Source organism: Delftia deserti (genome assembly GCF_042653485.1).
Taxonomy (GTDB): domain Bacteria; phylum Pseudomonadota; class Gammaproteobacteria; order Burkholderiales; family Burkholderiaceae_C; genus Comamonas; species Comamonas acidovorans.
Map to the genome: position 1 here is coordinate 2,638,693 of NZ_JBHSIH010000001.1, position 19,975 is coordinate 2,658,667.

Sequence of the window (19,975 nt, forward strand, 5' to 3'; positions counted from 1 at the left end):
GGCGTTCTCTTCTTTGACATGGAAAAGCCGCCAGTCTAGGAAGGAGAAGTCATTGCCGATAGCGCTGAATTCCGCTTGATGTGTCCACAAAAAGTGGACAGTGACTAAGACTCACTTCCCCCCGGCAAACAGCCTCGCCAACGCCTGGCCGATGGACTGGGCCATCAGCTCCCCCGCCGCACTCAACTGCCCCCTGGCCCGGCCGGTCAGCACCAGAGTCTGCCGCCGCAGATGCGCATCGCGCAAAGGCACGAAGACCAGGGCATTGCGGCTGCGCTCCTCCATCACGTCCAGCGGATTGAGCAGGGCAATGCCCTCGCCCAGCATGACCAGGCGCTGGATCAGGGCCATGGAGGTGGATTCGGCCACGGGCGTGACCTCGATGGCGTTGCGCGCAAAGGCTTCGTCCAGCAGCCCGCGGATGGACAGTGGCGGCGCGGGCAGGATGAGCGGATGGCCTATGCACTCGCTGAGCAGCACGGACGATTGGCGTGCCAGCGCATGCCGGGGCGGCACGATGGCGCCGATCTGCCATTCGCTGGTGGCCAGCGCGCGCAGCGCGGGGCGTTCGGACAGGTCGTAGGCCAGGCCCAGGTCGGCGTCGCCGCCTTCCACGGCGGCCGCGATGTCGCTCAGGGGCAGGTCGATGATGCGCACCACGATGCCCGGGTGGCGCTGGCGGAATTCATGCACCAGCGAGGGCAGCAACGAGCCGGCCAGCCCCGTGGTCGCGGCCACGGTGATCTCGCCGCTGCGCGCGCCCTGCAGTTCGGCAATGCGCTCGCGCAGCGCCGCATGCTCGCGCAGCGTGGCGCGCACATGGGCCAGCACCATCTCGCCCGTGGGCGTGAGACGCAATCGCTTGTGGATGCGTTCGAACAGGGGCGTGCCCAGCTCGGCCTCCAGGTCGAGGATCTGGCGGTTGACGGCCGTGGGGGCCACGTGCAGATGTTCGGCCGCCTTGCGGATGGAGCCGCGGCGGACCACTTCGTCGAGATAGCGCAGGACTCTGGCGTGCATGGCGCGAGCGTAGCGGGGTTTGCCAGGCCGCGCTTTGCAGCGCCCGGCAGCGCAGGCTCAGCGGGCCGTGCCCGGGCGCTCGGCGCGCAGCGTGCGGCTGAGCATGATCACGGGGATCAGGCCCACCAGCACCAGGGCCAGCGACGGCAGGGCGGCCTCGCCCAGGCGTTCGTCGCGCGCGAGCTGGTAGGCCACGACGGCCAGGGTGTCGCTGTTGAAGGGGCGCAGCACCATGGTGGCGGGCAGCTCCTTCATCACATCGACGAAGACCAGCAGCGCCGCCGCCGCCGTGGAGCGCCTGAGCAGCGGCCAGTGCACGCGCGACAGCATGCCCCAGGCGCCCGTGCCCAGCATGCGGGCCGAGTCGTCCAGGCTGGGCGCGATGCGCGCATAGCCGCTTTGCATGGACTGCAGGGCCACGGCGCAAAAGCGCACCAGGTAGGCCCAGACAATGCCCACGGCGGTGGCCGTGACCAGGCCGGCAAAGCCCCATTCGGGCCGCATCTGCTGGATCCAGCCCACGGGCAGCAGCAGGCCGACGACGACCACGGCGCCCGGCACCGCATAGCCCAGGCTGGCCAGTTGCACCACGCCGCGCGTGACGGCCGACTCCTTGTTGCGGCGCACGGCAAACGCCAGGGCCAGGGCGATGACCACGGCCAGCACCGAGGTGATGACACCCAGGCGCACGCTGTTGGCGGCCCAGTCGAGGAAGCGGTCCCAGGGCAGGACCGACCAGTCGGAAGCCAGCGGGCGCAGCATGAAGAACACGGGCGCCACGAATCCCATGAGCACGGGCAGCAGGCACACCAGCCAGGCCAGCGCGCAGCGCCAGCCGCGCAGGCGCAGTGGCTGAGCCTCGGCCGAGCTGGCACGGCCCGTGCTGCCGGTGACGAAGCGCATGCGCCGCTGCGCGCGCAGCTCCAGCTGCAGCAGCAGCACGACCAGCACCAGCAGGAAGGTCGCCAGCTGCGCAGCGGCAATGCGGTTGTCCATGGACAGCCAGGCCTTGTAGATGCCCGTGGTGAAGGTGGGTATGCCGAAGTAGCTGACCACACCGAAGTCGGCCAGCGTCTCCATCACCACCAGGGCCACGCCGGCGGCCACGGCCGGGCGCGCCAGCGGCAGTGCCACCGACCCGATGCGCCGCGACAGCGGCGCGCCCATCAGGCGCGCGGCCTCCATCAGGTGCGCGGCGCGCTCGCCCAGCGCGGTGCGCGCAAGCAGGTAGACGTAGGGATAGAGCGCGAAGATGAAGACCCAGACCGCGCCGCCCAGGCTGCGCACCTCGGGCAGCAGCCGGCCTTCCAGGCCATAGGTGTTGCGCAGCCAGGTCTGCAGCGGGCCGCTGAACTGCAGGAAGTCGGTATAGGCATAGGCCGTGACATAGGCCGGCATGGCCAGCGGCAGCAGCAGCAGCCATTCCAGCTGGCGCCGGCCCCGGAAGTCGAACAGCGTCACGGCCGCCGCCGTGCCCGTGCCCACGATGGCCGCACCCAGCGCCACCAGCAGGCCCAGCCAGACCGTGGTCCACAGGTAGCCGGGCAGCACGGTGGCCGCCATCTCGCGCAGGATGGAGCCGGCCAGGGCATCGCCCTGCCCCACGGGCAGCCAGGAGCCGAGCACGGCCAGCACGGGCAGCATCAGCACCAGGGCCAGCAAGAGCAGGGGAAGGGAGCGGAGTACGGACGACAGACGGCGCAAAGCGGAGGTCTCGGCTAGAGGATGAGGGGAGGATCTGGCTGCGGAACGGTGCGGCCGTCGCGGCTGCCTGCAGGCCGCCAGGCCCGTGCGCCGCGACCGGGCGCACCTCCGGTCTGCTGGAATCGGCGGCCGGGGCATGCCCCTGGTCCGCCAATGCAAATGCGAATTCTATTCATTTGCGCGGTTCTACAATCGCCGCATGTTTTTGACCGTCTCCCAACTCGAGGTGCGCTACCCGGGCCGCGACCGGCCCGCCGTGCAAGGCGTCACGCTGAACCTGGCCGCTGGCGACATCGGCGTGCTCATCGGCCCTTCGGGCTGCGGCAAGACCACGCTGCTGCGCGCGGTGGCCGGCCTGGAGCCGGTGAGCGGGGGCGAGATCCGCATCGACGGCCAGCTCGTGGGCAGCGCGGATTTCTCGCTCCCTCCCGAGCAGCGGCGCATCGGCATGGTGTTCCAGGACTATGCGCTGTTCCCCCATTTGAACGTGGGCCGCAACGTGGCCTTCGGTATCCACCATCTTCCCAAGGCACGCCAGACCGAGCGTGTGGCCGAGGTGCTGGAGCTGGTGGGCCTGGCCGGCAGCGCCCAGCGCTTTCCGCATGAGCTGTCGGGCGGCCAGCAGCAGCGCGTGGCGCTGGCGCGCGCACTGGCGCCCAGCCCGCAGCTGATGCTGCTGGACGAGCCGTTCTCCAACCTCGACGTGGACCTGCGCGAGCGCCTGGCGCACGAGGTGCGCGGCATCCTCAAGGCCGCTGGCGCCACGGCGCTGTTCGTCACGCACGACCAGCTGGAGGCCTTTGCCATCGGCGACATGATCGGCGTGGTCCACCAGGGGCAGCTGCAGCAGTGGGACGATGCCTATTCGCTGTACCACCGCCCTGCCACGCGCTTCGTGGCGGACTTCATCGGCCACGGCGTCTTCGTGCCGGCCACGCTGGCGCCATCCGGGGCCGGAGGCGTGGTGGCGCGCACGGCGCTGGGCGATCTGGTCGATCCGGCCACCTGCCCGCTGCCCGCGCAGTTTCCGGGCGGCGAATGCGATGTGCTGCTGCGCGCCGACGATGTGGTGCACGACGATGCCTCGCCCGTGCAGGCGCGCATCCTGCGCAAGGCGTTTCGCGGTTCGGAGTTCCTCTACACGCTGGAGCTGGCCAGCGGCCACAGCGTGATGGCCCATGTGCCCAGCCACCACGACCATGCGGTGGGCGAGTGGGTGGGCATACGGCTGGACATGAATCACGTGGTCGCCTTCCCGCGAGAAACACAGGGCACCCCGCAGGCCGCAGCTGCCTGAACAGGCGGCCGATGCCGCGCCGTCCGGGCTTTTGTCATCCGACGGTCATGGGTGAAACCCAGAATCAGTCACATCTTGTGACAATTCAAGGCCACCCATGTTTGCTCTGGACCCCTCCTCCACGCAGCACCCCGCAGCTGATCACGTACCTGATCCTGCACCCGTTCCCGCGCTGGCCCCGGCGCCCGCCGCGCCGCGCCTTGTGGCCCGCGCAGGCCAGCTCAGCCAGCCCACGGCACCGATCCCCCCCGAGGCCAGCAACGAGGATGTGCACCGGCTGTTTAGCGAGCAGCCCCTGCTCGAAACCCTGGCCGTGGTGGCCGCTGACCGGCCGCTGGGCCTGATCAACCGCCAGCGCTTCATGGAGCAGTACGCGCGGCCCTTTGCGCGCGACGTGTTCGGCCGCCGCAGCTGCATGGTCTTCACCGACACCGCGCCCATGGTGGTGGCGGCCGGCCTGCCCATCGACCAGCTGGTGCAGCAGGCGCTGGCCAGCGGCAGCCGCGTGCTCAAGGACGGCTTCATCACCGTGGAGGAAGGCCGCTACGCAGGCATAGGCACGGGCCACGCGCTGATGGCCGCCATGTCCGACATCGAGGCCGACAAGACACGCCAGCTCATGGCCAGCATCGACTACGCCAGCCTGATCCAGCGCTCGCACCTGGTCGAGTCCGACCGCGTGCTCGCCAGCCGGCTGGCCGACCACGGCCTGCTCTGGGAGCCGCGCGACGTGGTGGGCGGCGATGCCTATTTCTTCCGCGCCACGCAGCAGGGCCTGCTGGGCTGCATGTTCGACTGCACGGGCCACGGCGTGCCCGGCGCCTTCATGACGCTGATTGCGTTGTCCTTCCTGGAACAGGCCGTGGCGCCTGCTGGTGCCGGTGCCGCCATCGATCCCGGCGCCCTGCTGGGCCAGATGAACCGCTACATCAAGCGCGTGCTGCAGCAGCGCAGCCGCGACGTCCAGCCCGCCTGGGGCGCACCGGCAGCGCCCGCCGATGGCCTGCCCGCCGAAAAGGCCTCCAGCGACGGCCTGGACGCCGTGCTGTTCCTGCAGTCGCCCTGCGGCACGCAACTGCGCTTTGCATCGGCCCGGCTGGACCTGCTGGTGGCGCCGCCCGGCCTGCAGGAGGCAGCCCAGGTGCAAATCCATGTCGGCGACAAGCTGGGCATAGGCTATGCGACCACGCCCGACGACGCGGCCTGGGGCACGCAGGTGCTGGAGGTCGCGCCCGGCTCGCTGCTGATGGTGGCCACCGACGGCGTCATCGACCAGTTGGGCGGCCCGCGCCATATCGCCCACGGCAGAAAGCGCCTGGCGCGCTTTCTGCATGAGCAGCAGGACCGCCCCGCCGCCCAGGCCTGCGCCGAGTTCCGGCAGGTCTTCGCCCAATGGCAGGGCACGCAGCGCCGCCGCGACGATGTGTCGCTGCTGGTCTGGCGCAACCAGGCCCTGCAGCCATGAGCCCGGCCGAATTCGCGCAGCTGCGCGCCCAGGCCGAGCACAACGGCCTGCTGCTGTACTACGCGGGCACCTTCAACCCCAACGTGATCCAGGCAGCGGCCGACACGCTCAAGAGCCGCCTGGCCAGCGAGGACGGATCGAGCAGCGCCAAGCGCAAGCTGTTTTCCACCTTCATCGAAATGGCGCAGAACGTGCTGCACTACGCAGCACCCCTGCCTGCGCCTGACGCCGTGCCCCACCAGGCACTCGGCGAACCCGTGGCACAGGGCGCCATCGGCGTGGGCCGCATCGATGCGCAGGCCTGTGCCCAAGAGGCAGGGACCGATCAGGCGGCCGCCCGCTTCTGGATCGCCTGCAGCAACGCCGTGCGCAGCGAGCATGTGCCGCGCCTGGCCGCCAAGCTGGACGCCGTGCGCGCCATGAGCCACCCCGAGATCAAGGCGGCCTACAAGGCCCAGCTGCACAACACGGACCACGGCGCCAGCGACGACATCAGCCGGGGCGCGGGCCTGGGCTGGCTGACCATTGCGCGCGACGCCTCGGCACCGCTGCAGTACCACATCGCCACGGGGGAGGACGCCGCCGAGACCGCGCCCCATGCCGTTTTCCACGTCAAGGCGCTGATCTGAACGCCGGGCGTCCTTCAACGAACCGAACTGCCGCCATGCAAGCACTGAAATCCGAACGCACCTCCGTCACGCCCGAAGTGGTCTTCTCGCCGGCCGAGCAGCTTTTGCGCATCGAAGGCGAGTGCTATCCCGAAAACCCGCTGCCCTTCTTCAACCCCATCCTGTCCATGCTGGGCCGGTATTTCGAGGCCAGCCAGCCGCCTCGTTTCGTGGCCGAGATGAAGCTGCAGTACATCAACAGCGCCTCCACCATGGGCCTGCGCTCGCTGTTCGCGCTGCTGGACCAGGCCGGGAAAAAGGGTACGGACATCCGCGTGGTCTGGGCCTTCGACGAGGAGGACGACGCCATCGAGGAACTGGGCGCCGACCTGGTGGAGGACTTCGCCAACCTGGTGCTGGAGCGACAGCCGTACAGCAACTAGGGGGCGGCCTTTCAGGCCAGCGGCTTGCCCATGAGCACCGTGGTCAGGCCGCAGTCCCATTCCTCGTCGGGATAGGTGTCCAGCGTGGCGTAGCCCTGCGCGGTGTAAAAGCCCAGGGCCTGGGTGTTGAAGCTGTCGGTCTCCAGCCGCACCTGCGCGTGGCCATCGTCACGCATGGCCTGCTCCGCATGGGCCAGCAGCGCACGGCCCACGCCGCGGCCCTGCCAGGCCGGCAGCACATGCAGGGCGCCGATGAAGTCATCCACGCGGTCCACGAAGCCGGCCACCACGCCATCGCACTCTGCCACCCGGAACAGGTGGCCGCGCGACTGCACGTACTGCGCAGTGCGGCCCGAGGCGCGGAACCGCGCATCCTTGTCCGCCGTCAGCTGCGGCTTCCAGGTGCTGTCGTAGGTGGCCCAGAGAACGGCATTCAGGGCCGGAAGGTCATCAGGCCGCGAGGGCCGAAGCCGAAGCGTGAGAGTGTCTGTCATGTCGCTGGCAGCGTTCAGGCCTGGCGCAGCCGGTCCACCTCGGCATGCAGGTCCTGGGCCCAGACACGGCGGTCGCGGCCTTCGGCCGTCTGAGGCTGGCCATAGTGGACGACGGCCACCAGGTCGTCGGCGCACAGCGTGCGCCAGATGGAGCCCAGCAGGGTTTCATCGCCCTCGTAGCTGGGTGCGTGGCTGATCTGGCCCGTGGCGCCGTCGATGAAGCGCAGGCCCACGGGCAGCACGGGCGCATCGATCTGCACGGCCGCCTGCAGCAAATTGGCATGGAAGGGCAGCAGCTTGCGGCCGTCGCCCGTCGTGCCTTCGGGGAAGATGGCCAGGATCTCGCGGCGCTGCAGGGATTCCTCCATGCTCTGCACCATGCGCCGCGCATCGCGGCGCGAGGTGCGCTCGATGTACAGCGTGCCCGCAGCCGTGGCCAGCGTGCCGATCAGCGGCCAGCCCTTGACGTCGGACTTGGAGATGAAGCGGCAGTGCCGCGCCGCATGCAGCACGGGAATGTCGAGCCAGGAAATATGGTTGCTGACCATGAGCATGGGGCCCTGGCGCGGCGGCTCGCCCTGGATCTCCAGGCGCACGCCCGCATGGGCCAGCAACTGCAGGGCCCAGGCCTGCACATGGGCGTGCTGGCGCGCCTCGGGCAGCTGCGGAAAGCGCAGGGCCACGATCCACAGCCCCTTGCACACATGGCCGAACAGGCGCGCTGCGCGCAGCGTGGCGCGCCCTCCATTACGCAAGCGTTTCATTTCAGCCATTCAGCGCGTTTGGCAACGCCCATGCCCGTGAAACAGGCACGCTCCATCTCAGGGACACCGAGGAAGGGCCTAAGCCGGCCGCGCCGCCCCGCACCGAGGGTGTCGTCCCCCTCCCTCGCGTAGCGAGTAGAGAGGGGGAAGTCGCGAAGCGACTCAGGGGGCGCTTCATTTCAGCGGCGTTCGAATGCCACGCGGCCATCGACCAGCGTGCAGCGCACACGGGCCGGCAGCTCGTAGCCGCCGAAGGGCGTGCTCTTGCCCTGGCTGGCCAGCTCCTGGGGCTTCACGGTCCAGGCCGCCTGCGGATCGACGATGCACAGGTCGGCCACGCCGCCCTCGGCCAGGCGGCCCAGCTGTTCCTGCAGCTCGCCCAGCGCCGATCCCAGCACCTGCACGGGCGATGACGTGATGGCGGCCAGCGCGCGGCTCAGGGGCACGCCGCCTTCCTGCGACCACTTGACGGCCAGCGACAGCAGCAGTTCCACGCCCGTGGCGCCGGGCTCGGCCTCGGCAAAGGGCAGGACCTTGGCGTCCTCATCGACGGGCGTGTGGTCGGAGACCAGGGCGTCGATGGTGCCGTCGGCCAGCGCGGCAGACAGCGCATCGCGGTCGCGCTGCTGGCGCAGCGGCGGCGTGACACGCGCGCTGCTGTCGAAGTAGCCGATGTCGGTATCGGTCAGGTGCAGCGAGTTGATGGACACGTCGGCCGTGACCTGCATGCCTTCGGCCTTGGCGCGGCGCACCAGTTCCACGCCCGCGGCGCTGGACAGGCGGCACAGGTGCACGCGCGCCTGGGTGCCGCGCATCAGCTCGAAGATGGTGTGCAGGGCAATCGTCTCGGCCGCCACGGGCACGCCCGACAGGCCCATGCGCGTGGCCAGCGGGCCGCTGGCGGCCACGCCCTTGCCCAGGTACAGCTCCTGCGGGCGCAGCCACACGGTGTAGCCGTAGGTGGCCGCATACGCCAGCGCGCGCTGCAGGGTCTGGGTGCTGGTCATGGGCACTTCGGCCTGGCTGAAGCCGATGCAGCCGGACTCGGTCAGCTCGGCCATCTCGGTCAGCACCTCGCCCTTGAGGCCCAGCGTCAGCGCGCCCAGCGGGAACAGGCGCGACTGGTGCAGCTTCTCGGCGCGGAACTTGAGCATCTCCACCAGGCCCTGCTCGTCGAGCACGGGATCGGTGTCGGGCGGGCAGACCAGGCTGGTCACGCCACCGGCCACCGAGGCGGCCATCTCGGACTGCAGCATGCCCTCGTGCTCGTGGCCGGGCTCGCGCAGGCGCACGGCCAGATCGACCAGGCCCGGCAGCACCCAGCAGCCGGCGGCATCGATCTCGCGTTCTGCGGCAAATCCCTCGGGCGCCTTGCCGATGGCCAGCACCTTGCCGCCATCGATGGCCACGTCGGCCTGCTGGTCAAAGCCCCGTGCGGGGTCCATCACCCGGCCGTTGCGTATGAGTATCTTCATGGTTTGCTACCCCGTAGACCGCAGGCTGCGCATGGGCTGCGGCCTGCGGCGATCAAAAACATTTGCATTCACAAAAAGCGCCTGGACTCAGTCCAGGACACCGGGCATGGAAAAAGCATGGCCCATCTCAGGGACGCCGAGCAAAGGCCGCCCTGCAGCGAGGGCGTCGCCAGCTGCCCGTACGCCCCCCTCCCGCGTAGCGAGAGAGGGGGAAGCGACGCAGTCGCTCAGGGGGTGCTTCATTTCAAGCCTCGTTGCCGGCCACTATCGACATGACGGCCATGCGCACGGCGATGCCGAACGAGACCTGCGACAGGATCACGGCCTGCGGGCCATCGACGACCTCGGAGTCGATCTCCACGCCGCGGTTGATGGGTCCCGGGTGCATGACGATGGCGTCCGGCTTGGCCAGGCGCAGCTTCTCGGCCGTGAGGCCGAAGCTCTTGAAGTATTCCTGGCTGGATGGCAGCAGGGCGCCGCTCATGCGCTCGTTTTGCAGGCGCAGCATGATGATCACGTCGCAGTCCCGGATGCCCTCTTCCAGCGTGTGGAAGACGCGCACGCCCATCTGCGACAGGTCCGGCGGCACCAGGGTGCGCGGGCCGACGACGCGCACTTCGGCCGCGCCCAGCGTGGTCAGCGCATGGATGTCGGAGCGCGCCACGCGCGAATGCAGCACATCGCCCACGATGGCCACGCGCAGGTTGGCGAAGTCCTTCTTGTAGTGGCGGATGGTGTACATGTCCAGCAGCCCCTGCGTGGGGTGGGCGTGGCGGCCGTCGCCGGCATTGACCACGTGGACATGGGGCGCCACATGCTGGGCGATGAGGTAGGGCGCGCCCGACTCGCTGTGGCGCACGACGAAGATGTCGGCGGCCATGGCCGAGAGGTTGGCGATGGTGTCCAGCAGCGACTCGCCCTTGCTGGCCGAGCTGCGCGCGATGTCCAGGTTGAACACGTCGGCCGACAGGCGCTTGGCCGCGATCTCGAACGTGGTGCGCGTGCGCGTGCTGTTCTCGAAGAACAGGTTGAACACGCTCTTGCCGCGCAGCAGCGGCACCTTCTTGACCTCTCGGTCATTGACGCTGACGAAGTTGGCCGCCGTGTCCAGGATGTGGGTCAGGATGTCCTTGGACAGTCCTTCGGTGGACAGCAGGTGGATCAGTTCGCCGTTCTTGTTGAGCTGGGGATTGCGCTTGTACAGCACGGTCAGGCCTCTTGGATGCGGAATTGGAAGACGCCGGCGTCATCGCGCGCCAGCGACAGCAGGCGGTCGGCCGGCAGCGCGATGCGCGCCGCGGCAAAGTCGGCCTGGAAGGGCAGCTCGCGCCCGCCCCGGTCCACCAGCACCGCCAGGCGCACGCAGGCCGGGCGGCCGTAGTCATAGAGTTCGTTGAGCACGGCGCGCACGGTGCGGCCGGTGTAGAGCACGTCGTCCAGCACCAGGATGTCGGCACCGTTGACCTCAAAGTCGATCTGGGTCTGGGCGCTGGTGGCCATGCCGCGCTGGGCGAAGTCGTCGCGGTGCAGGGCCGAGGACAGCACGCTGGGGTTGCCGGGCAGGTTCAGGTCCTTGTGCAGCCGCTCCACCAGCCAGGCGCCACCCGAGGTGATGCCGGCCAGGCGCGTCTGGGGCCCCATGAGGCTGCGCACGCCGCGCAGCAGTTCGCGGTACAGGGCCTCGGCGTCCAGCACCAGGCTGCCGGCTCCCGCAATGGTTTCACTCATGGAAGACTCCTCAAAAACTGTTCAAGAATGATGCAGGCCGAAGCCGCATCGGCATCCCTTGCGCCGCCGGCCAGGGCCTCGGTGGTGCTGTAGCGCTCGTCCACCTCGTAGACAGGCAGGCCGAAGCGGCTCTTGAGCTGGCGGCCGAATTTCTTCGCCCGCGCCGTGTTCTCGTGCGCATTGCCGTCGGGGTGGTAGGGCACGCCGATGACCAGCGCATCGGGCTGCCACTCCTTGATGCGCTCGCCGGCCTGGGCCAGGCGGGCCTCGCCGGCCTCGGCGCGGATGGTGGGCAGCGGGTTGGCCGAGCGCAGCATGCGCGTGCCCACGGCGCAGCCCGTGCGCTTGGCTCCGAAGTCGAAGGCCACGAAACTCTGGAAATGGGAGGGAACGGTGGGCGGCACGGCTGTGCCGGCTGCCGCTGCTGCCTGGGACTCGGGAGCGGGCAGGCTCATGCGCGCCCCGCTTCGGGCGAGATCATCCAGCGCTGCAGGCCCAGCAGGCCCAGGGCGCGGTCATAGCGGTCATCGACCGGGGTGTCGAAGATGACGTTGGCGTCGGCGCCCACCGTGAGCCAGGCGTTTTCGGCCAGTTCCGACTCCAGCTGTCCCTCGCCCCAGGACGCATAGCCCAGGGTGACCAGCAGGCGCTTGGGGCCTGCGCCGTCGGACAGGGCTTCGAGCACGTCCTTGGAGGTGGTCATCTCCAGGCCACCGGGAATGGTCATGGTCGAGGCGTAGGCGGACTCGTCGTCGGGCGCGCCTTCGATGACCATGGGGTCGTGCAGCACAAAGCCGCGATCGGTCTGGACGGGCCCGCCGTTGAAGACACGGTTGCCGCGAAGGTCCTCGCGGCCCAGGGCCAGATCCACCTTTTCCAGCAAGCCTTCCAGCGTAAGCTGCGAGGGCTTGTTGATAATCAGACCGAGCGCACCGCGCTCGCTGTGTTCGCACAGGTAGATCACACTGCGCGAGAACGCTTCGTCTTCCAGGCCAGGCATGGCAATCAGGAAGTGGTGCGTCAGATTGATAGGCGCAGTTTCAGCAGACATAACCACGGATTTTACCGGCGATCCATGCCACCTTCTTACCCTGTGGGCTTGGTCTGGCTGCGGCGCGACCTGCGCCTGGCCGATCACGCCGCCCTCTACCATGCGCTGCGCCAATGTCGGCAGGTGCATTGCGTGTTCGTGTTCGACGACGACATCCTCGCCCCCCTGCCCCGTGCAGACCGGCGCGTGGAATTCATCTGCCAGAGCCTGGCGGGCCTGGACGATGCGCTGCGCGAGGCCTCGGGCCGCGCCGACACCGGCCTCATCGTGCGCCGCGGCCAGCCCGCAGGGCAGATCCCGGACCTGGCCCGGCAGCTCGGCGCCCAGGCCGTGTTCTGCAACTGGGACGACGAGCCCGACGCCCTGGCCCGCGACGCCCGCGTGCGCCAGGCCCTGGCAGCCGAGGGCGTGGCCCTGCACAGCTTCAAGGACCACATGGTCTTTGCGCGCGACGAGGTGCTGACCCAGGCCGGCGCGCCGTTCTCGGTGTTCACCCCGTACAAGAACGCCTGGCTGCGCCAGATCACGCCCTTCTTCCTGTCCGCCTATCCCAGCGAGCGCGACCTGCCCGAGCGCCTGGCCCCGCGCCCCGAAGGTGAGCGGCGCCCCGTGCCCACGGCAGCCGAACTGGGCTTTGAAGCCGGCACACTGGACGGGCTGCGCCTGCCCACGGGCTGCGCTGGCGCCGAGGAACTGCTGGCCGACTTTGTGCCGCGCCTGCCGCGCTACAAGCAGGCGCGCGACTTTCCCGCCGTCAAGGGGCCCAGCTACCTGAGCGTGCACCTGCGCTTTGGCACCGTCTCCATCCGCCGCCTGGCACGGCTGGCCTGGGAGCAGACGCAGAGCCAGCCCCATGATGCCGAGGGAGCCGCCACCTGGCTGTCCGAGCTGATCTGGCGCGACTTCTATTTCCAGATCCTGGCCCACCATCCGCACGTGGTGCACGCCAGCTTCAAGCCCGCCTACGACGCCATCGTGTGGGACACCGGCCCCGAGGCCGATGCGCTGTACGCCGCCTGGTGCGAGGGCCGCACCGGCTATCCGCTGGTGGATGCCGCCATGCGCCAGCTCAACACCACGGGCTACATGCACAACCGGCTGCGCATGGTGGCAGCCAGCTTTCTGGTCAAGGATCTGGGCATAGACTGGCGCCGGGGCGAGGCCTGGTTTGCGCGCCAGCTCAACGACTTCGACCTGGCGGCCAACAACGGCGGCTGGCAATGGGCAGCCTCCACGGGCTGCGACGCCCAGCCCTGGTTCCGCATCTTCAACCCCATCACGCAAAGCCAGAAGTTCGATGCCGATGCGCGCTTCATCGAGCGCTACGTGCCCGAACTGGCCCGCCTGCCCGCCGCGCTGCGCCACGCGCCCTGGCAGGCCCGGCCGCTGGAGCTGGCCGAGGCCGGCGTGGTGCTGGGCACGGACTACCCCCATCCCGTGGTGGACCACGCAGCCGCGCGCGAGCGCACGCTGGCCCGCTACGGCGTGGTCAAGCAGGCCGGCTGAAAGACCTGCTGGAATAAAAAAAGAGCAGCGGATGCTGCTCTTTTTTTGCTCAGGCCGCCAGCCTTCAAGCCCCTTCGCCCAGGGGCTCGCTGTCCACCTGCTGCGCCTGCAGCGACTGCGGCGCCAGCGGGCCGCCGCTGATGCTGCCGCCCTGCAGGGAGTAGTGCTGGATCAGGCCCAGCAGTTCCTCGTCAGAGTAGGGCTTGCCCAGGTAGTGGTTGGCGCCCAGCTGGCGCGCCATCTCGCGGTGCTTCTGGGCGATGCGCGAGGTGATCATGACCACGGGCAGGTCGCGCATGGCCTCGTCGGCGCGGATGTTGCGCAGCAGGTCGAAGCCATCCATGCGCGGCATCTCGATGTCGGACAGCACCAGGGTCGGGCGCTCCTCGGCCAGGCGCTCCATGGCCTGCAGGCCGTCGGCCGCCAGGGCCACGCGGTAGCCTTCGCGCTGCAGCAGGCGCTGGGTGACGCGGCGCACGGTGATGGAGTCGTCCACCACCAGCACCAGCGGCACCGAGGCCGGTCCCGCGCTGGCCAGCACGGCCTCGCCGTCGCCCTGGCCGGCCGCGCGTTCGGCCTCTTCGGTCCGGACGCGCACCTCGTCGCCATAGACGTTGGCCAGCGCCACGGGGTTGTAGATCTGCACCACGGCGCCCGAGGCCAGCACCGACATGCCGGTCAGGCCGGGCAGACGCGCCAGCTGGGGGCCGAGGTTCTTGATCACCACTTCCTGGTTGCCCAGCACTTCATCCACGTGCAGCGCAATGCGCTGCGCCGCGCTGCGCAGGATGACCACGGGCCGGGTGCGGCCCACGGTTTCCTCGCTGCGCAGCGAGGACTGCCACAGCGCGCCGGCCCAGTAGAAAGGCAGGGTCTCGCTGCCATCTTCGAAGCTGTGGCTGGCATAGGCCTGCTGCAGCAGCTCCAGCGGCGCGCGGCGCACGATTTCCACCAGGCTGGCGGGCACGCCGACCAGCAACTGGCCCGCGCGCAGCATGACCACCTGGGTGACGGCAGTCGTCAGCGGCAGCACGAGGCGGAAGGCACTGCCCCGGCCCGCCTCGCTGTGGGTTTCGATGCGGCCGCCCAGCGCGTTGACTTCGGAGCGCACCACGTCCATGCCGATGCCGCGCCCGGCCACGCCGGTCACCTCGGTGGCCGTGGTGAAGCCGGGCTCGAAGATCAGGCGGCCGGCGTCCTGCTCCGTCAGCGTCTGGTCCTCGGGCCACAGGCCCTGGGCCACGGCCTTGTCGCGGATGCGCTGCAGGTTCAGGCCGGCGCCGTCGTCCTCCACCGACAGCGCCACGTCGTTGCGCTCCTGGCTCAGGATGATTTCAATGGTGCCCATGGCGGGCTTGCCGGCGGCGGCACGCTGCTCTGGCGACTCGATGCCGTGGGCCACGCAGTTGCGCAGCAGGTGCTCGAAGGCCGGCATCATGCGGTCCAGCATGCCCCGGTCCATTTCAATGGTGCCACCCAGGATGTTCAGCCGTACCTGCTTGCCCATCTCCTTGGAGGTCTGGCGGACCACGGCGTACAGGCGCTCGGCCAGGGAGTCGAACTCCACCATGCGCGTGCGCAGCAGGTCGCGCTGCAACTCGCGGGCCTGGCGGCCCTGGGCGACCAGGTCGTCCTCGGCGCCGGCCATGTCGCGCTGCAGGTTGCGCTGCACGGTGGCCACGTCGTTGACCGACTCGGCCATCATGCGGGTGAGTTCCTGCACGCGCGTGAAGCGGTCGAACTCCAGCGGGTCGAAGCCCACGGCCGAGTCCTTGGACAGGGCCAGGCGCGACTGCATCTGGCTTTCGGCCTGGACCTCGATGTCGCGCAGCTGCATGCGCAGGCGCTCCAGGTTGCCGGCCAGCTCGTCCAGCGAGCCGCGGGCCTGGGCCAGGCGCGCATCGACGCGCGAGCGCGCAATCAGCACCTCGCCGGCCTGGCTGATCAGTCGGTCCAGCAGCTGGGCGCGCACGCGCACCGTCTGCTGGGCACCGGCGCGCAGCGGCGCAGTGACAGGCGCTGGCACAGGGGCCGCGGCCGCCGGTGATCCAGCCGCCGCCGATGCGTCGGAGGCCGCAGCCGCTGCGGGCTCGGCGTGGGAGATTTCATCGCCCAGGTCCAGCGGCGCTTCCTGCGCCTGCTCACCGGCCACGCGCAGCACGTCGAAGCCGGCCTGCAGCGCGTCGAAGCTGCCCAGCAAGGGCTCGATCTGCTCGGCGGTCGGAGATTCGCCATCGACCCGCTCCACGGCAGACTCAAGGCGGTGGGCCATCTCGCCCAGGCGCATGGCGCCCGCCAGCCGGGCACTGCCCTTGAGCGTGTGCAGGGCGCGCAGGGTTTCGTGGCGCGCCTCGTCCAGCGAGGGCCGGCCATGCCAGCGGCGCAGCGCGGCGCCCAGGCGGGGCAGCAGCTCGATGGCCTCTTCCTCGAAGATGGGGAACAGGTCGGGATCGACCTCGTCCAGCGCATCGATGTCATCGTCCAGGTCGCTGCCCACGGCCACGGCATGGGCGATGGCCTCGTCGATGCGGCGCTGCAGCTCGGCTTCGTGGCGCGCATCGTTGACCAGGGGACGCATGGAGTAGGCCAGGGGCGCCACCGACGATGTCTGCGCCTGGGCACCGGCGTCGAGCACGGCGTCCGTGCCATCGCTGGCGTCATGAGGCTCCAGTTGGTCCCGCTGCTCCAGCGGCAGCAGCGCGTCCAGGCGGCTGTCCGGCGCGTCTGCGGCTTCGATGTCCAGCGCCAGCAGGGCCTGCAGGGCTTCTTCCACGCCCGGCTGGGGCGTCTTGAGGAAGCCGGCGGCGAACTGGTGCAGCAGGCGCTGCACTTCGTCGGAGGCCGCCACGCAGGCGGCAATCTGGTCGGGCGTGCCACAGCGCTGCGGCTGCAGATGGGTCAGCGTATGTTCCAGCAGGCGCGCCAGGTCCGACAAGGCCTTGAAGCCCACGGTGGCCGAGCTTCCTGCCAGCGAATGCGCAAAGGCGACGGCATCGTCGGGCACGGGCTCGCCGGGCTCGGTCGCCCATTGCTGCAGCGTCAGGTCCAGGCGGCGCGACCATTCGTCGGCCTCGTTGAGGTAGACGTTGTACAGCGGCGCGCTGATGCGCAGGCCATCCACGACCTTGAAGCCATCGGCGTCGATGCCGGACAGATCCTCGTCGCCGGACGCTTCGGCTGCTTCGGCGGCATCGACCACGGCTGCGGTCTGCGGCGCCTGCGGGGTTCCCGCCTCGGTCGCCTCGGGTGCCTCGACTGCTTCAACCGCTTCTGGCACCGTGATCATCTCGATCGCTTCGGCGGGTGCCGCTGCCGGTGTCAGGCCCAGATCCAGGTCCAGCCCCTCGAAAGGCGCCAGCGGCACGGCGGCGTGCGGTGCTTCAGTTTCAGCGTCGGCCTCGATGGCTTCGGCTTCGATGGCGGCGGCCTCGGGCAGCGCGGGCGGGTCGCCCGCGACGACGGCCAGGGCTTCCTGCTCGCTGTCGCGCATGGCGGCCTCGAAGGCCGCGAAGTCCAGTTCCTCGACGGCGTCGGTGGCCAGTTCGGCAGGTGCCTCGGCGGCGTGCGGTGTCAGTGTCTCCAGGGGTTCCTGCGGCGCGGCGGCCGAAGGCTGGGGGTCCGGTTCCAGCAGGTCGAAGTCCAGCGCAAAGTCCAGCTCGCCAGAGGGCTGGACGGGCTGGGCGGGCGCGGCCTGCTCGGGCGCATCCAGGTGTTCTGCCTGCGGCTCCTGGGCCACGGGCGCGAATTCCTCGATTGCGGCGGTAGTGGATTCGGGCGCGGGTTCGGGTCCGGGCTGTGCGAGGGGATCGGCACGCGGTGTGCGCGGCACCAGGGCCACGTCGGCACGCAGGCCTTCCAGGCGCATGGCATCGGCCGCAGCGCGGAAAGGCGTGGCCTGCCAGGCGTCGGCCTGGTGGCGCTCTATGGCCGAGGCCCAGGCACCAAAGGCGCGCAGTGCATCGCTGGCCAGCTCCTGCATGGGCTGGGGCATGGCCTTTTGCTCGGCCAGCCAGGCGTTGAGCATCTGCTCCATGGCCCAGCCGGCTTCGCCGAATTCATCCAGGCCCACCATGCGCGAACTGCCCTTGAGCGTATGGAAGGCGCGGCGCAGCGTGGTCTGCTCGCTGAGGTTGCCCGGCTCGTCGGCCAGGGCGCGCAGGGCCTGCAGGCCGTTGTCCACCACCTCGCGGGCCTCTTCCAGGAAGATGCCCAGCAGTTCGTCGTCCGAGTCTTCTTCCGAGACCGACAGGCCGGCCGGCGGGGGCACGGGCTCGGACACGGATGCAGAAACGGATTCAGAGACGGTTTCAGGCGCAGATTCGGCTGCGGGCCCTGGCCCGGCCAGGGGCTGGTCCAGCTGGAAGACCGGCTCGGCCGGTGCTTCGAGGGCCTTGGCGAACTGCGCCAGTTCCGCGGCATCGGCCAGCGCGTCCTGCTCGGCGGCGGCGGGCTGCGCCAGCGGCTCGGTCGCGATGTCCACGGGAGCCGGGGGTGGCGTGGAGGGCGCGGCAGATTCCGGCTCGGCGATGGCGTCCTGCGGCACGGGCAGCGGCTGGGCCACGGCAACGGCTTCGCGCTGCGGCGGCACGGCGGCGGTGTCCAGGGCGGGCAGTTGCTCGGGCGCCTTGCCCGCATCGTCGGCCCGGTGGCCACGTCGGCCCATGAGGATGCGCAGGCCGCCTTCGGCCTCGTCATAGACGAAGAGCTTGCGCGCCATGCTGCGCTGGTAGCTCAGCATGTCGATCAGAAAGCCCATGGCGCCCAGGCTGTTGCCCAGTTTCTCGAACACCTTGGGACGTTCCGCGTCGTCGATCTCACCCAGTACCAGCCGTTCCACGGTCTCGCGCATTCGCTGCATGGCCTGCGTGGCCTGGTCCAGGCCCAGCACGGACAGCACGCCGCGCATCTGCGCCATCTGGCCCGACACGGGTGCCAGCACCGTGGCATCGGCAGGATTGCGGAAATACTGGTCCAGGTGCCGCTCGGCCTCGGCCAGCGTGGCACGCAGCTCGCCCACGACCGAGCCCATGGTCTGGTGGTCGCTGGCCTGGCGGTACAGCTCCTCCATCCAGGGCTCCAGCGGACGCGCGGGCGCGCCCTGCAGGGATTCCTCCAGGCGCTGGACCAGGTTGGCGGACTGCTCGGCCAGTTCCTCGTCGCCCATGTCCATGGTGGCAAAGGCCGCCTGCAGGTAGAGCACGGAGGTGGCCACTTCCATGGCCAGTTCGGCCGGTGGCGGCTCGCCGATGCGGGCCACGGTTTCGGCCACCTTGATCAGCATGCGCGCCAGGCCATGGCTGGCCGGGTGCAGCTTGACCAGGGATTCGGCCACCTGGGCGAACTGGTCCACCACGGTCTTGGTGCGGGCACGGTCGCCGCCGGCAAGGGCGGACCAGGTATCGGCTGCCGTGGTGATGCGCTTGCGCGCCTGCACCAGCACCGCCGGGTCGTATCGGCCAAAGCGTGTCTGCTGGTAGTCCACCTGGGGCTGGGCCTGCATGCCATAGGCCTGGCGCACCGCCTGCAGGGCCGCGCCAGCCTGCTCGGCAGGGCGGGCCTGGGCGCAGAAGAACAGCAGGTCCTGCAGCAGCCGTGCAGGCGGCGTGCGGTCGCCCTTGGCCATGGCCGCGTACTGCATGAGCACGCGCGAGGCCATGCGCTTGACGTACAGGTCGACCACGATCATCCCGCGCGACTGCGCGTCGAAGAAGCCGGCCGCCACCTTCCAGAAGCTGCGCGCGGTGACATCCTCGGTCTGGCCCACGGCAAAGCGCAGGCACAGGTCGCGCATCTGGGCGGCGGCCTCGCGGTCGTCGCTCTTGACCATGCGCAGCACCACGCCGTCGAGCAGGGCCCGGGCATCGGGGCCGTAGGCCAGCGGCTCGGGCTGGCGCGCCCATTCGGGCTCGCGCGCGCGGCGCTCGGCAGGCCACAGGTCGGCCGGGTGCACCTTGTCGTTGCCGGCCAGCGCCTGGGTGTCGCGATATTGGGGAAACAGGGCCACGGCCGAGACGGTCTTGCCGGCCAGCACGGTCTCCAGGTATTCGATGAGCGCGAAGCTGGCGCGCTCCAGCGTGGCCGCAGCCTGGTCGGTGCACAGCTCGGGGCGCTGCACAAAGCGCTGCACGGCGCTTTCCATGCCGCGCAGCACCAGGGCCGGAGAGCCCAGGCCCACCATTTCGAGGGCGCCGCAGGCCTGGTGCAGTTGCTGGCGGGCGATGCGCAGGGCCGAGGTGTCAAGCTCCTCCAGGTCCGAGGCGCGTGCCGCATCGGCATCGCGCACGAAACGGGCCACCGCCTTGCTCGCCCCTTCCAGCGACTTGCGCAGCTCATCGAGCACCCAGGCCAGCGGGCCCAGGTCCTGTTCGGTGTGCGCGGCCTGCGCCGCGCCCGTTTGCGATTCGTCAACCACTGACATGG

Annotated in this window: 15 protein-coding genes; 5 read left to right on the forward strand and 10 right to left on the reverse strand. The window is 69.8% G+C overall.

Annotated features, from left to right (window positions below; translation table 11 throughout):
- Positions 1-111: 111 nt before the first annotated feature.
- On the reverse strand, positions 112-1,020 hold the full coding sequence (locus tag ACFPFG_RS13010) for a LysR family transcriptional regulator (RefSeq protein WP_312377842.1): 909 nt from the start codon (positions 1,018-1,020) through the stop codon (positions 112-114).
- Between the two features lie 57 nt (positions 1,021-1,077).
- On the reverse strand, positions 1,078-2,724 hold the full coding sequence (locus ACFPFG_RS13015) for an ABC transporter permease (RefSeq protein ID WP_380106920.1): 1,647 nt from the start codon (positions 2,722-2,724) through the stop codon (positions 1,078-1,080).
- Positions 2,725-2,923: 199 nt separating this feature from the next.
- Here ACFPFG_RS13015 and ACFPFG_RS13020 point away from each other — a divergent pair, with 199 nt between their 5' ends.
- The 4 genes from ACFPFG_RS13020 to ACFPFG_RS13035 all read left to right on the forward strand — a co-directional run bounded on the left by ACFPFG_RS13020 (position 2,924) and on the right by ACFPFG_RS13035 (position 6,537).
- Positions 2,924-4,021 (forward strand): ABC transporter ATP-binding protein, encoded by a 1,098-nt coding sequence (locus ACFPFG_RS13020; RefSeq protein ID WP_183020380.1) that lies wholly within the window; start codon positions 2,924-2,926, stop codon positions 4,019-4,021.
- 97 nt (positions 4,022-4,118) lie between these two features.
- Complete coding sequence (locus tag ACFPFG_RS13025; protein ID WP_380106923.1) at positions 4,119-5,486, forward strand: SpoIIE family protein phosphatase; 1,368 nt, start codon at positions 4,119-4,121, stop codon at positions 5,484-5,486.
- Complete coding sequence (locus ACFPFG_RS13030) at positions 5,483-6,115, forward strand: SiaB family protein kinase (protein WP_380106925.1); 633 nt, start codon at positions 5,483-5,485, stop codon at positions 6,113-6,115. Before ACFPFG_RS13025 ends, ACFPFG_RS13030 begins: the two co-directional genes overlap by 4 nt.
- 35 nt (positions 6,116-6,150) lie before the next feature.
- Positions 6,151-6,537, forward strand: coding sequence for a DUF1987 domain-containing protein (locus tag ACFPFG_RS13035; protein ID WP_183020377.1), 387 nt, complete (start codon positions 6,151-6,153; stop codon positions 6,535-6,537).
- An 11-nt stretch (positions 6,538-6,548) separates the two neighbouring features.
- Here ACFPFG_RS13035 and ACFPFG_RS13040 read toward each other — a convergent pair whose 3' ends face one another.
- The 7 genes from ACFPFG_RS13040 to ACFPFG_RS13070 form a co-directional block, all read right to left on the reverse strand.
- Entirely contained in the window at positions 6,549-7,031 is a 483-nt protein-coding gene (locus ACFPFG_RS13040; protein WP_183020376.1) for a GNAT family N-acetyltransferase, read from the reverse strand.
- A 14-nt stretch (positions 7,032-7,045) separates the two neighbouring features.
- On the reverse strand, positions 7,046-7,795 hold the full coding sequence (locus ACFPFG_RS13045; protein WP_043824190.1) for a lysophospholipid acyltransferase family protein: 750 nt from the start codon (positions 7,793-7,795) through the stop codon (positions 7,046-7,048).
- Between the two features lie 179 nt (positions 7,796-7,974).
- Positions 7,975-9,270: a dihydroorotase gene (locus tag ACFPFG_RS13050; protein WP_312377833.1), complete on the reverse strand. Its 1,296-nt coding sequence runs from the start codon at positions 9,268-9,270 to the stop codon at positions 7,975-7,977.
- A gap of 244 nt (positions 9,271-9,514) precedes the next feature.
- On the reverse strand, positions 9,515-10,477 hold the full coding sequence (locus tag ACFPFG_RS13055; protein WP_013804026.1) for an aspartate carbamoyltransferase catalytic subunit: 963 nt from the start codon (positions 10,475-10,477) through the stop codon (positions 9,515-9,517).
- Between the two features lie 2 nt (positions 10,478-10,479).
- Entirely contained in the window at positions 10,480-10,998 is a 519-nt protein-coding gene (pyrR, locus tag ACFPFG_RS13060; RefSeq protein ID WP_183020373.1) for a bifunctional pyr operon transcriptional regulator/uracil phosphoribosyltransferase PyrR, read from the reverse strand.
- On the reverse strand, positions 10,995-11,453 hold the full coding sequence (gene ruvX, locus ACFPFG_RS13065; protein ID WP_012203508.1) for a Holliday junction resolvase RuvX: 459 nt from the start codon (positions 11,451-11,453) through the stop codon (positions 10,995-10,997). The genes pyrR and ruvX overlap by 4 nt, the downstream gene beginning before the upstream one ends.
- Positions 11,450-12,049 carry a YqgE/AlgH family protein gene (locus ACFPFG_RS13070; protein ID WP_012203507.1) on the reverse strand — a complete coding sequence of 200 codons (600 nt, stop codon included), beginning with the start codon at positions 12,047-12,049 and terminating at the stop codon, positions 11,450-11,452. The genes ruvX and ACFPFG_RS13070 overlap by 4 nt, the downstream gene beginning before the upstream one ends.
- Before the next feature lie 24 nt (positions 12,050-12,073).
- On the opposite strand from ACFPFG_RS13070, the gene ACFPFG_RS13075 reads away from it, so the two are divergent.
- On the forward strand, positions 12,074-13,555 hold the full coding sequence (locus tag ACFPFG_RS13075; protein WP_380106929.1) for a cryptochrome/photolyase family protein: 1,482 nt from the start codon (positions 12,074-12,076) through the stop codon (positions 13,553-13,555).
- A gap of 64 nt (positions 13,556-13,619) precedes the next feature.
- On the opposite strand, the gene ACFPFG_RS13080 is transcribed toward ACFPFG_RS13075, so the two are convergent.
- The gene (locus ACFPFG_RS13080) at positions 13,620-19,973 is read right to left on the reverse strand and encodes an Hpt domain-containing protein (RefSeq protein WP_380106931.1); all 6,354 of its coding nucleotides are present in this window, start codon (positions 19,971-19,973) and stop codon (positions 13,620-13,622) included.
- Between the last annotated feature and the right edge of the window lie 2 nt (positions 19,974-19,975).